Source organism: Zymobacter sp. IVIA_12111.31 C1, assembly GCF_047495495.1.
GTDB lineage: Bacteria > Pseudomonadota > Gammaproteobacteria > Pseudomonadales > Halomonadaceae > Zymobacter.
On sequence record NZ_CP179930.1, the window covers coordinates 552,591 to 565,821 of the forward strand.

The following is a 13,231-nucleotide window of genomic DNA, read 5'->3' on the forward strand; positions in this document are numbered from 1 at the left end:
TGACAGAGAGGCGTTTTCAGCCGCCCGGTCCATTGTTGTACACTGGGCTTTTCCGCGCTGTGCTCATCCAGCAATGCTGCGCACCGCATAGGGCTTTGCTTCCCATGTGGTGCATTCGCTTGGATGCTGTCCTCGATAACCAGAGAAGTGCTCATGACCAAGACACGTGTGCTCACAGGGATCACGACTACAGGGATCCCGCATCTCGGCAACTATGTTGGTGCCATTCGTCCCGCTATCCGTGCCAGTAAGGAAGAGAATACCGAACCGTTCTTCTTTCTCGCTGACCTGCACGCCCTGATCAAAGCACAGGATCCGAAACGGGTCGCTGAATCGCGCCTAGATATCGCGGCAACGTGGCTGGCGCTGGGGCTGGATACCGACAATGCGGTCTTCTACCGTCAGTCCGACGTACCGGAGATCACCGAGCTGCTGTGGCTGCTGTCCTGCGTTTGTGCCAAAGGGTTGATGAACCGTGCGCATGCCTACAAGGCTGCCGTGGCCGATAACGATGCTGCTGGCAGCCCTGACCCCGATCGTGGTGTCACCATGGGGCTGTTCAGTTACCCCACGCTGATGGCGGCCGATATCCTGATGTTCAAGGCTAACCGTGTACCGGTCGGCCGTGACCAGATCCAGCACCTCGAAATGGCGCGCGATATAGCGGGGCGTTTCAACCATATCTACAAGGGCGACTACTTCGTCATGCCGGAAGCCGAAGTGGATACCCGTGTGCAGCAGCTGAACGGGCTGGATGGACGCAAAATGTCCAAAAGCTACAACAACACCATTCCGCTGTTCTGCACAGAAAAGCAGCTGCTCAAGCTGATCCGCAAGATCAAAACCAACTCTCTTGAGCCGGGTGAGCCGAAGGAAACTGAAGGTTGTTCGCTGTTCCAGCTTTATTCTGCGTTCGCGACGGACGATCAGATCGCTGATATGCAGCAGGCCTACGCTGATGGCATCGGTTGGGGCGACGCGAAGAATCGCATCTTCGAGCTGCTTAACGAGACTTTGAAGGAACCTCGCCAGCGCTACCATGAGCTGCTGGAAGACCCGGCTCATATCGAGTCCATCATGAAGAAAGGGGCCGAGCGTGCCCGAGCCGAAGCGGTTCCGTTCATGGACGAACTGCGTCGCGCTGTGGGTATTGCGCCGTTTGCATAAGGCATTGGCGCAGGTCGCTATCGTGCTCGCCGTGAAGGCTCATCGTTAAAGGAAATACACACCATGACAGATGATCGACAGGAAGCGGACGACGCTAACTCGGGTCATAAGTCCCATAAATGCGGGCGTTCCCGTGACCCCTTCAAGGAGTTCCGGGACGACAGTGAGGTGGTAGAAGAAATCATCGAGGATGGACAGCCCATCCGGCGACGAGGCATCTATCTGCTGCCAAACCTGTTTACGACCATGGCGCTGTTCAGCGGCTTCTTTGCCGTCATCAGTGCGCTCAACCATGACTTCATTTCGGCGGCCATTGCGATCTTTCTGTCAATGGTGCTGGACGGCCTAGACGGCCGTGTGGCCCGTATGACCAATACTCAGAGTGCCTTCGGTGCCGAGTACGACAGTCTGGCCGATATGCTGTCGTTTGGGCTGGCGCCTGCCGTCGTCGCCTTCAGCTGGATGCAGTTGGGTGGCGTCAACGAGCTGGGCAAGTTCGGCTGGATCTGTGCCTTCATCTATGTGGCGGGGGCGGCGCTGCGTTTGGCGCGGTTCAACGTGCAGCTCAGCGTCGTCGATAAGGCGTGGTTCGTTGGGCTGCCTAGTCCAACGGCGGCGGCACTGGTAGCCGGCTGTGTATGGGTCATGACGGATTTTGACATGGCATCGCTCCCGGCGCGTGTTGTACTGGCGCTGGTGGTGGCGGTGTCTGGCATCCTGATGGTCAGCAATATCGGCTTCTACAGTTTCAAGAAGATCGATATCCGCAACCCTGTGCCCTTCGTGGTACTGCTGGCGATCGTTGTGTTGATCGTGCTGATCTGGGCGAAACCGCCGGTCACGCTGCTGCTGATCTTTGGGGGCTATACCGGCGTCGGTGTCGTACTTGCGGCATTCCGCTTGCTGCGCAGCGCTCGTAGCGAATAGGCCGGTTGTGGCGGCAATGCGATGCCGTCATGCGTGCTTAATGAATGCGGCACTCAGGTTTTCCTGAGTGCCGCATTGTCGTTTCTGGGGGTAGCTATTGCTGTTCCGGGCGCAGCCAGATGGCGGCGTTGCCGGGCAACATACCGTTTCTCAAGGCGATATGTGGGTGGCTGCGTGCCACGATCGTTCCTTTGGTCGGCAGCCTGACCGAGGTGTGGCCGAAATTGATTGCCAGTACCAGTCCACCGCAGCAGGCCATGAGGACATCGTTGCGCAGGGTTGGCAGCCACTGGAGCGGGTGACGCGCTAGCTCGAACTGCTTACGGAGGGCCAACAGCTGACGGTAGAGCGTGAGCATGCTGCCTCCCCAATGCTGCTGGCGATCAACGGCGTAGTGGTGGTAGCAAGACGGCTGCGGCAGCCAAGTATCGGTCTGTGTGCTGAATCCGAAGGCCGGCGCATTGCTGTCCCATGGCATTGGAATGCGGCAGCCATCGCGGCCATTGTAGTGGCTTGGCTGGAAGCGAGGGTCCTTGCGGTAGCGGTCTTCCAGTTGGGTGTGATCCGGTAGCCCCAGTTCTTCACCGTAGTACAGGCACAGGGCCCCCGGCAGAAATGCGGTCATGCAGATCATCGCACGAGCGCGTGCTTGCCCCAGCGACCAGCTCGGCTGTTCACTCATTGGTCCCAGACCGCCCGGTAAATGGCCTGGTACGGTCAGGCCAAGACGCGATACATGGCGCACCTGATCATGACTGGATGTTACCCAGATTGGCATCGACCCTACATTGGCCGATTGCAGAGACTGGGTGATGGTGTTCTGCAGGGCAGTGCGATTCCAATAGGCATACTGATAGTTGAAGGCAAATACTTGGTGCAGCTTGTCGGGGCCTACATAGTCGAGCACCTGCCGCTGGTCGTTTGCCAGCACTTCACCGATCAGGCAGTGCTCGGGATATTCATTCATGAAGCTGCGGAATTCGCGGTGCAGATCCAGTATGCCCGGCTGGTGAAGTAGCGGATCGTTCGTATCAGTTGGCGCGGTGTCTGCGAAGTCGGCGCGCTTCATCATGCACATGGCGGCGTCCATGCGGAAGCCATCGACCCCTCGCGCCATCCAGAACTGCATGATTCTTCTGAACTCGTCCTTTACCTCGGTGTTATGCCAGTTGAGGTCGGCCTGTTTATGCGAGAAGGAATGCAGATACCACTGTGTGTCGCCCGCCGGGCGTGCCCATGCAGATTCACTGAACATACTGGTCCAGTTGTTGGGCGCTTTGGCATGGTCGTCGCCTCTGCCGTCCCGGAAGATGTAGCGGTCGCGGGCGGGACTGCCTGCCGGCGAGGCCAGTGCCTCCTTGAACCACGGATGCTCTGTGGAAGTATGGTTGGCCACAATGTCGATGATGAGGCCCATGCCATGGGCATGGGCCTGCGTCACTAGCATGTCGACGTCATCAAGCGTGCCATAGCGGGGGTCGACATCGTAGTAGTCACTGATGTCATAGCCGTTGTCTGCCTGAGGCGAGGTGAAGAACGGTGACACCCAGAGGGCGGTGACGCCTAGTTCTGCCAGATAGGCAAGCCGTGAGGTTACGCCGGGCAGATCGCCTATGCCATCACCGTTGCTGTCAGCGAAGGAGGGAAGATAGACCTGATAGATCACGGCCTCTTGCCACCATGGATAGGCTACATTCGTTGTTGTCGTTGTCATGCGGCTTCTGCCATCCAGTGGTAAACAAGCGGGCATTATGACGGACCGTCTATAGATGGGCGTGTGGATGGCGTACTGGGTGTAGGAGTGACAAAGAGAGACGTTGCGTTGAGGAAATGGCAGGCCACGGGCTGGCGAAACGTAATAGGCCGGCAGAAATAGCGTCGATATTGCACCGTTGTGGTGCGCGGAATGCCAACCCGTGCCAGCAGCGAAGGGCCGACGAGCGGCCTATAGTGAGCGGCGCATCTGGATACCAGACGCCATGAGGTCCGGGCCTTTACCGATCGCACCTGTGGCACCCAGGCGAGCCGCGCCATGACACTCTGTCGTGCATGACCTCCAGCCCTCCTTCGTACGCACTGTTCTCGTGCATCGATGTTAAGCGCCAGGGACTCCGTGTCCACTTTTATAAAGATGACCAAGGAGAAACTACCATGCCGCTGCATTACCGACAGGATGTCCGCGACGCACTTCTAGACGACGTCTACGCGTCCGACGACCTATCCGCTGCACTTCCGCGCTACCGCTTCCCCGCTAGCGAACTGGGCGCTCGTAATGCGTTTAATGTCGTGCGCGATGAACTGATGCTTGATGGCAACTCTCGCCAGAACCTGGCGACCTTCTGTACGACTTGGCTTGAAGATGAAGTCCATCAGCTGATGGATGCCTGCATCGACAAGAACATGATCGACAAGGATGAATACCCGCAGACAGCCGAACTGGAAGCGCGTTGTGTGCATATGCTGGCCGACCTATGGAACTCACCGGACGCCAACAACACGATGGGCTGCTCCACAACGGGGTCGTCGGAAGCCGCCATGCTGGGGGGACTGGCACTCAAATGGCAGTGGCGCAAACGCCGCGAAGCCGAAGGGAAATCAACGGATCGTCCCAACCTGATCTGTGGCCCCGTGCAGATCTGCTGGCACAAGTTCGCCCGTTATTTCGACGTTGAACTGCGTGAAATTCCGATGGAAGGCGATCGCTTGATCATGAACGCAGAAGAAGTGCTGAAACGCGTTGATGAAAATACCATCGGGGTGGTCGTGACCTTCGGGGTGACCTTCACCTGCCAGTACGAGCCGGTGCAGCAGATCCAGAAGGCACTCGATCGTCTGGAAGAGGAAACCGGTCTGGACATCCCGATTCACGTGGATGCTGCCAGCGGTGGTTTTCTGGCGCCGTTCTGTGCGCCTGACATTCCGTGGGACTTCCGCCTGCCGCGCGTGAAATCCATCAATGCCTCTGGTCACAAATACGGGCTGTCACCGCTGGGCGTGGGCTGGGTCGTATGGCGCGATGCCGATGAATTGCCGGAAGATCTGGTCTTCAACGTCAACTATCTGGGCGGAGATATGCCGACCTTCGCGCTTAACTTCTCGCGCCCGGGGGGCCAGATCGTCGCGCAGTACTACAACTTCATCCGCCTCGGTGTAGAAGGGTATCGCCGCATTCAGACGGCCTGCTATAACACCGCACAGTATCTGGCCGATGCCATCGGCAAGTTGGGGCCGTTTGAGATTATCTTCGGCGGTGATATGACCGAAGGGTTGCCAGCACTGTGTTGGAAGCTCAAGGATGACGCTAATGTATCCTTCACGCTGTATGACTTAGCGGATCGTCTGCGTACGCGTGGCTGGCAGGTGCCTGCTTACTCGATGCCTGCGGATCGTACCGATCTAGTCATTCAGCGCATTCTGGTGCGCCACGGGGTCAGCCGCGATCTGGCTTCGCTGCTGGTCGATGACATCCAACGCTGCCTTGATTACTTCACGCAGCACCCGGCGGCAGTGCCGCTTTCTGAAGAAGAGGGCAGTGGTTTCCATCACTAAGGATAGAGGGCCGCTCTCGGGTCACTGCGTGTGGATTGGTGGGGGTTGATGACAATGGTTATCAATAAAATCCACGTAATGGCAATAACTTGGCATATGATGCTGTGTGTTTTGAAAAATAAGCAATCCTATATGTCAAAAGAGAGTCGTTAGCCTTCTCTCATTGTGGCAGAATGAAAGACCTAAGAATGGCAGGGGCGCTTGGCGTCTCTGCCATTATGCACACACGGGTTATCAGCCTGCCCCAGAAGGGTGGCTGTACGAGGGCATTCTTTTGCCTGCGTCAGATGATCCCCATGATGTACCGCTACGTGTCGTGCGTTCCCCATTCTGTTTTGACAGGATGCCTTACGAATACGAAGAGGTCGTTTTCCGATGCCCCAATACCGTTCCCGAACCACGACGGCTGGCCGTAACATGGCGGGCGCTCGCGCCCTTTGGCGTGCCACTGGCATGCGTGATGGTGATTTCGAGAAACCCATTATTGCCATTGCCAACTCCTTCACACAGTTCGTGCCTGGTCATGTCCACCTGAAGGACATGGGGCAGCTGGTTGCGCGCGAAATCGAGAAGGCCGGTGGTGTAGCGAAGGAATTCAACACCATCGCTGTGGATGACGGTATCGCTATGGGTCACGACGGCATGCTGTATTCGCTGCCGTCGCGCGACATCATCGCCGACTCCGTTGAGTACATGTGCAATGCCCACTGTGCTGATGCGCTGGTCTGCATTTCCAACTGCGACAAGATTACCCCCGGAATGATGATGGCCGCGATGCGCCTTAACATCCCGGTCATCTTCGTGTCCGGCGGGCCGATGGAAGCGGGCAAGACCACGCTCAGCGATCACAACCTCGATCTGATCGACGCCATGATCATGGCCGCTGACGATAGCGTGTCCGACGATGATCTGGCTGATATCGAACGCAGCGCCTGCCCGACCTGTGGCAGCTGCTCTGGCATGTTCACGGCCAACTCGATGAACTGCCTGACCGAAGCCATGGGGCTGTCGCTGCCGGGTAACGGCACAATGCTGGCAACGCATGAAGACCGTCGTGGGCTGTTCGAGCAGGCGGGTCACCGCATTGTTGAGCTCGCCAAGCGCTATTACGAGCAGGACGATGCCAGTGTGCTGCCGCGTAGCATTGGCGTGAAGGGCGCATTCGAAAATGCCATGGCTTTGGATATCGCCATGGGGGGATCGACGAACACTATCCTGCACCTGCTGGCCATTGCGCAGGAGGCGGGCGTTGATTTCACCATGCAGGATATCGACCGCATTTCCCGCCACGTGCCGCAGCTGTGCAAGCTGGCACCGAACACCAAGAAATACCACGTCGAAGACTGTCATCGTGCGGGCGGCATCATGGCGATTCTGGGCGAACTGGACCGTGCTAGTGTACTCGATACGTCGCTGCCGACAGTACACAGTGCATCCCTGAAGGACGCGCTGGATACGTGGGATATCATGCGTGCGCCGAGCCATGATGTGGTCGAGTTCTACAAGGCTGGCCCGGGTAACAAGCGTACCGAACAGGCCTTCTCGCAGGGGGCGCGCTGGCCGAGCCTAGACGGCGATCGCCAGAACGGTTGTATTCGCGATCTGGAACATGCGTTCTCGAAAGAGGGCGGTCTGGCTGTGCTGACCGGTAACATCGCGCTGGACGGTTGTGTGGTCAAGACGGCGGGGGTCGACGATTCGATCCTGGTCTTCGAAGGCTCTGCTCATGTTGTTGAATCGCAGGAAGAAGCGGTCGAGAACATTTTGAGCGGCAAGGTCAAAGCGAACGATGTCGTCATCATTCGCTACGAAGGCCCCAAAGGTGGCCCGGGTATGCAGGAAATGCTTTACCCGACGTCTTACCTGAAGTCCAAGAAGCTGGGCAAGGAGTGTGCTCTGCTGACCGACGGTCGTTTCTCGGGCGGTACTTCCGGTTTGTCCATCGGGCACGTTTCTCCTGAAGCGGCTTCCGGCGGTGCCATTGGCCTGCTGGAAAACGGCGACCGCATTCACATCGACATTCCTGCGCGTACCATTAATGTGCTGGTTTCCGATGACGAACTGGCTCGTCGCCGTGCGGCCATGGAAGCGCGTGGCAATCTGGCGTGGAAACCGGTCAACCCGCGTCCGCGTAAGGTGTCCTATGCGCTGAAAGCCTACGCGATGCTGGCTACCTCGGCTGACCGTGGTGCCGTTCGTGACCGTGCAAAACTGGATGAAATCTAAGCGTTAGCGCGTTCCTTACGCGATGGCGTTATCACTGACCCTGTGCCAGCAATGGCACAGGGTTTTTTATGGTCGGTACGCGGCCATCGCATTTCTTTCTCCGCGCTGCTGGTGTTGTGCAGGCCGCTGGCAGCGGCGCAAGGCGGTACTGTCGTGTGAGGGGCCGGCACAGTAGCGCGATGACGCGTGCTCAAGGGGAGCGTCGGGCATCATGATTATCGAGCGAAGGCAGTCCACCGCATGGCTTCGTGGTTGGCATGCCGTGCGCGTTCATATCAATCACGGCAGGGAAGGGGCGATGCGCGTGAATGAAAGTGCAGGCAAGTGGCTATTCATGATTCAGAAAATGAAATTTCATTTGATATTATTGCGGTACGTTGCGTATTTAACGATATCGTGTTGTTCTCTGTAGAGAGACGGCATCCATATAATGGAGACATTGCGTATAGTATTTTTATGAGCTCATGATGGAATAGCCTTTATTATCCTAGTGACAATTTAGGGACGACTTTCCCATCGTAAAGTGCTATTTGACCTATCTTTTATAAAAGCAAAATTGTATGAATTTATGATGCGTTAATGCAACATCTCTAGTGTAAATTGTTATTTATCAAGGTGATATTGATGTTGGTGATTAATTTTACTTGATTTTAGAAAAAGAAATATTTTCCCTCGCTGGCGTATCCGTTGATGCTATATGCGCGTATGTTGAAAAATAAATATTAGTATAGTGATATAGGTTTTGCTGCTTGATTCTTGAAAGAAGTTACGGCGCTCTTGAGTGTTTAACCCATTGGGTGGGGTAATATTCTGATGAAGAATAAAGTCTGGATTCCTATTGCCATTATTTTCATAGGGCTGATGGCTTCGGCCAGCTTCGACAGTGATCCCGGACTGTGGTCTCCACGGTTTCTCGTGACCTATGTCAGCGTCATTCTGGCCTGCCTTGTGTCGCTCTTTTTGGCACTGACGAAGGCATTTCCGCTGTCGCTGGAGGTCGTGCTGGTGTTGACGGCGTGTTATATCGTGTTGCTGCCAATCATCAAACTGAGTCTTGATCAGTAGCGCGTGATGAGCAGGCAGGCGCTGGTGCTGCGCCTGCCTGTGCCGCGTCTATTCAGGGCGAATGGCGATCTCGATTAGGTTGGGTTTGCCACTGCGTATTGCGGTTGCGACGGCCTCGGCGATATCGCTGGCCTTGTCGATGCGACGAGCGGGCACGCCCATTGCGGTTGCGAGGGCCTGATAGTCGATGGCCGGTTCGATATCCATAGCGATGAATTCGTTGGACTGTGCCGAAACATAGCCCTTTTGCTGGCGCATGAAGTTCTTCAGTACGTTGTATTCACGGTTGTTCATCACGATGAACGTGACGGGCAGCTGTTCTCGGGCAGCGGTCCACAGGCATTGCGGCGAGTAGAGGGCCGCACCGTCTCCTACCAAGCTGACGACCGGTTCACGGCCGATGCCCAGCGAGGTGCCGACGGCAGCGGGCATGCCCCAGCCTAGTGCACCACCACGGATGAAGGCGTACTGGGCGGCGGCGTTCCTGTTCATCAGCGCTTTGATGTAGCGTGAGGTGGCAACGGCTTCGTCGATGATCGGTACGCTGGGGCCGATGGCCTTCATGACTTCATGGGCGGCCACCAGTGGCGAGATGACCGGCAATGACCACTGCTCGACCACTTGCTGGGTTAGCAGGATGCGCTGATCGGCGCGATGGCGTCGGAAAGTAGCGATACGTGCGGTGTTGCCGGTGCGCTGTGCGGCGGTCAGTTGCTGTTCGATCAGTGGTATCAGTGTGGTCAGTGATGTTTTGATGTCGCCGACCATTGATAGATAGGTCGAATAGATGCGACCAAGATTGGTGACCGAGTCAGAGAGCTGATAGACCTTGCAGTTCGACGGCATCGCCGTGCCTTCCGAATACAGGATCGTGACCAGTGAGTTACCGCCCAGAGCGAGTACGGTATCGTAGTCGGACAGCACCTGCGCGATTTGTGCAGCGGTACCGGGAAGATTGCCTTGCCACAGTGGGTGATCGGTAGGGAAAGGCATGCAGAACGGCCATGATGAACCGAATACGGGCGTGCCGAGTAGCTCTGCCACCCTGACCACATCCGCCGCCGCCTGACTGGTGCGAATTTCGTCACCGGCGATCAACGCCAGCTTGCCGGGTGCCACGGCCACTAGATCTTCTGCCAGCTCGGGAAGCCCTTCTGCGGTGGTGCGGCGATAGATGCGCGACTTATGGCCGATATCGACATCGGTCATGCCTTCCATGACGTCCATCGGCAGTGACAGGAAGACCGGGCCCTGCGGTGCGGCTTCAGCATCGTGGAATGCGCGCCGCACCATGATGGGCAGCTGGCGGGCACTGGTGACTTCCTTCGCCCATTTCGTAGCAGGGGTGGCGATACCTACTAAGTCGTCGAACAGCAGCGGGTCGGTGACCATATGGCGCTGGTCTTGCTGGCCTGCCGTGACAACCAGCGGGGTTTGCGACACGCGAGCGCTCAGCAGACAGCCCATGCCGTGTCCGAGCCCGCCCGAGGTATGCAGGTTGACGAAGCCGACCTTCCCTGACGCCTGTGCATAACCGTCTGCCATCGCAACGACCGAGCTTTCCTGAAGACCGAACACGTAGTGGATGTTGGGTTCGCGTAGCAGGGCATCTATCAGGGGCAATTCGGTCGTTCCGGGATTGCCGAAGATATAGTCGACACCTTCACTGGCCAGAATTTCCAGCAGTGCTTCTGCACCGCGGCGCTGAGGCTGCGGTGTCAGTGAATCAACGCGTTTGAATGTCATGATTTCATCCTGAATGAAGGCGGTGCGGGTATCCGCCAACGTCCTAGCACTTTCCTTGTCCTAGCACTCGTTTTGGTGCTAACCCCGAGAGTGACGTGCTAGCCATGACTGTGTGCGGTATAGCGCTGCAATCACCCTCCCTTCATGAATATCCGCTTCCTCTATGATCTCTTCAATGTCCTTTAGTGAATGTGTCTCAAGGGCCAGTGGCTCTGGTTCGTCTCCCTGGCGGGAGGCTGGATAAAGGTCGCGCGCAATGACGACGTGCATGAAGTGATCCATGTAGCTTGGGGCCAGCGAAAGGCGGCAGAGGGGAATTAGCTCGCGGGCGCCCATACCGCACTCTTCCTGAAGCTCACGCTGTGCGGCTTCAAGGGGACTTTCTCCTTCGTCGATGGCTCCCTTGGGCAGCGTCAGCTCGTAGCGTTCGAAGCCCATTGCATACTCACGGATCATCAGCACCTGCTGGTGTTCAGTCACCGCGACGATCATCACGGCTCCGCGCGGTGGGCGGCGCAGGCGTTCGAACGTGCACTGCACGCCGTTGGGAAAGGTCAGGTCGACTTCTTCGACACGAAAGATGCGGGTGCGGGCAACGGTTGTGGTACGGGTGATACGAGGAAGAGGGCGCGTCATGGGTAGGCTCCATTGTGGTGAGGCGGATCTCGCCGTGAGTGCGAGGGGGCTCTGACAGGAAAAACGGGTGGTGCAGTGCAGAGAATTGTCGGTGCGTGAAAAGGGCGGTGTGGTGCCCTCGTTTGAACCCTGCGCTCGCATCACTATGACGGATAACGGTAATGAGAGAACATTAGGCAAACGCAGGGGGCGAGGCGTACGGAACATGCGTGGTGCGGAACGACTGGGTGTACCGGTCGGGATTGAGAATGCGCACAATCGCCCCCATTCTAGGAACATCACTCAGGCGAACGAACGCAAGGAATGACAATGACGCCACAGCATATGCAGATGCGCTTGGACAAATGGCTCTGGGCCGCTCGTTTCTTCAAGACGCGCGCCATGGCAAAGAAGGCCATCGAAGGTGGCAAGGTGCACTGCGACGGTGAGCGCGTCAAAGTCAGCAAGCAGATCCGTGTGGGAATGCGCCTGACGCTGCCGCAGGGCTGGGACTCGATCGAGGTCGAAGTGATGGCGCTGAGTGAACAGCGTCGCGGTGCGCCCGAAGCCCAACTGCTTTATCAGGAAACGCCGGAAAGCCGTGAGCAGCGCGAGCAGGGGGCCGAACAGCGCTCGCTGGCACGCCAAACTCTTCAGCCGCCGAAGCATCGGCCAGACAAGAAAGACCGTCGCGCTATCCACCGCTTCCAGCGTCAAAGCACGGACGCCTGATTCTCTTTTGCCTGTGGCGGGCATTGCGAGTGCCCGCCCGATCTTTGGAACCGACTATGACCAAGATGTTTACCGATCACCTGCAGCGTTTCCTTTTCGACAATACCGATGTGCGCGGCGAAATTGTTTCGCTCGAACAGACCTGGCGTCATGTACAGGATCGTCATCACTATCCCGATGTTATCGCCATGCGTCTGGGTGAACTGCTGTCGGCAGCAGCGCTGCTGACGGCGACCCTCAAGCTGGATGGCATCATGACCATCGAAGTGCGCGGTGCCGGTCCGGTGACGCTACTGATGGCGGAATCCAGCCCCGGTAACGGCGACCTCGAACAGCAGTTGCGCGGTATCGCGCGCTGGGACGAAGAGGCCGAGCTGTCGCAAGACATGTCGTTGGCGGAACTGCTGGGCAACGGTCAGATTGTGATCACTCTCGACCCGCGCAACGGTAAGCGCTATCAGGGGATCGTGGCACTCGAACAGGACACGCTGGCAGGCTGCCTCGAACACTACTTCATGCAGTCTGAGCAGTTGCCGACGCGCCTGTGGCTGGCCGCCGATGGCGAACGCAGCGCTGGCCTGCTGCTGCAGCAGCTGCCGCAGAGCGATACACAGGATGTCGATGCATGGCCGCGTCTCAGCATGCTGGCAGATACCGTGACATCGGAAGAACTGCTGACGCTGGAAGCCGAGCCGCTGCTGTTCCGTCTGTTTAATGAAGAGCAGACGCGCGTCTTCACGCCTGTGCCCGTGGCGTTCGGCTGCACCTGCTCCCGTGAGCGTTTCACTCAGGCACTGGGCCGCATTGATCCTGATGAACTGCGCGGTATCGTGGAAGAACAGGGGCAGATCGACACGCACTGCCACTTCTGCAATACGTACTATGTGTTTACGGCCGCCGACGTCGAGTCGCTGATCGAGTCGCCGGAAGCACCGTCCCCTACGGTGCACTGACGCATGATCGTTCGATTCGATCACGCACGCGTTGAGCTCAAGACACGGTTGTCTTGAGTTGACTGGCACGCCATGTTCCCATCGGAGCATGGCGTGCTGTCGTTTGGGGCTCCTCTCGACGGAAGGGCAAGACGTTACCGCATAAGCCGAGACAGCCGAACCGAAGCCTGGCTTTTCTTCGCGGCAGAATAACGTAAGTAACTGCATACTGTTGCTAACGAATATATGTCGGCTAGGCCGACCGCACTGAC

General features: G+C 57.4%; 10 protein-coding genes. 7 read left to right on the top strand and 3 right to left on the bottom strand.

The window, feature by feature from the left end; genetic code table 11:
• Positions 1 to 153 precede the first annotated feature (153 nt).
• Complete coding sequence (trpS, locus tag ACMHYW_RS02480; RefSeq protein ID WP_027704857.1) at positions 154 to 1,167, top strand: tryptophan--tRNA ligase; 1,014 nt, start codon at positions 154 to 156, stop codon at positions 1,165 to 1,167.
• Positions 1,168 to 1,230: 63 nt separating this feature from the next.
• Positions 1,231 to 2,094: a CDP-diacylglycerol--serine O-phosphatidyltransferase gene (gene pssA / locus ACMHYW_RS02485; RefSeq protein ID WP_414500740.1), complete on the top strand. Its 864-nt coding sequence runs from the start codon at positions 1,231 to 1,233 to the stop codon at positions 2,092 to 2,094.
• Positions 2,095 to 2,188: 94 nt separating this feature from the next.
• Here the strand turns inward: pssA and ACMHYW_RS02490 are convergent, their stop codons facing one another.
• On the bottom strand, positions 2,189 to 3,808 hold the full coding sequence (locus ACMHYW_RS02490) for an alpha-amylase family glycosyl hydrolase (RefSeq protein ID WP_414500741.1): 1,620 nt from the start codon (positions 3,806 to 3,808) through the stop codon (positions 2,189 to 2,191).
• Between the two features lie 437 nt (positions 3,809 to 4,245).
• Here ACMHYW_RS02490 and ACMHYW_RS02495 point away from each other — a divergent pair, with 437 nt between their 5' ends.
• The 3 genes from ACMHYW_RS02495 to ACMHYW_RS02505 all read left to right on the top strand — a co-directional run bounded on the left by ACMHYW_RS02495 (position 4,246) and on the right by ACMHYW_RS02505 (position 8,934).
• The gene (locus ACMHYW_RS02495) at positions 4,246 to 5,643 is read left to right on the top strand and encodes a glutamate decarboxylase (RefSeq protein WP_414500742.1); all 1,398 of its coding nucleotides are present in this window, start codon (positions 4,246 to 4,248) and stop codon (positions 5,641 to 5,643) included.
• 375 nt (positions 5,644 to 6,018) lie between these two features.
• Positions 6,019 to 7,869, top strand: a complete 1,851-nt coding sequence (gene ilvD / locus ACMHYW_RS02500) for a dihydroxy-acid dehydratase (protein ID WP_414500743.1) — start codon at positions 6,019 to 6,021, stop codon at positions 7,867 to 7,869.
• Positions 7,870 to 8,682: 813 nt separating this feature from the next.
• Positions 8,683 to 8,934, top strand: coding sequence for a hypothetical protein (locus tag ACMHYW_RS02505; protein ID WP_414500744.1), 252 nt, complete (start codon positions 8,683 to 8,685; stop codon positions 8,932 to 8,934).
• A gap of 48 nt (positions 8,935 to 8,982) precedes the next feature.
• Here ACMHYW_RS02505 and ACMHYW_RS02510 read toward each other — a convergent pair whose 3' ends face one another.
• Positions 8,983 to 10,680 (bottom strand): thiamine pyrophosphate-binding protein, encoded by a 1,698-nt coding sequence (locus ACMHYW_RS02510; protein ID WP_414500745.1) that lies wholly within the window; start codon positions 10,678 to 10,680, stop codon positions 8,983 to 8,985.
• Between the two features lie 78 nt (positions 10,681 to 10,758).
• Complete coding sequence (gene nudE / locus ACMHYW_RS02515) at positions 10,759 to 11,316, bottom strand: ADP compounds hydrolase NudE (protein WP_414500746.1); 558 nt, start codon at positions 11,314 to 11,316, stop codon at positions 10,759 to 10,761.
• A gap of 309 nt (positions 11,317 to 11,625) precedes the next feature.
• Between nudE and ACMHYW_RS02520 the strand changes: the two genes are divergently transcribed.
• Complete coding sequence (locus tag ACMHYW_RS02520; RefSeq protein WP_414500747.1) at positions 11,626 to 12,027, top strand: RNA-binding S4 domain-containing protein; 402 nt, start codon at positions 11,626 to 11,628, stop codon at positions 12,025 to 12,027.
• Between the two features lie 56 nt (positions 12,028 to 12,083).
• Positions 12,084 to 12,980 carry an Hsp33 family molecular chaperone HslO gene (gene hslO, locus ACMHYW_RS02525; RefSeq protein ID WP_414500748.1) on the top strand — a complete coding sequence of 299 codons (897 nt, stop codon included), beginning with the start codon at positions 12,084 to 12,086 and terminating at the stop codon, positions 12,978 to 12,980.
• Positions 12,981 to 13,231 lie beyond the last annotated feature (251 nt).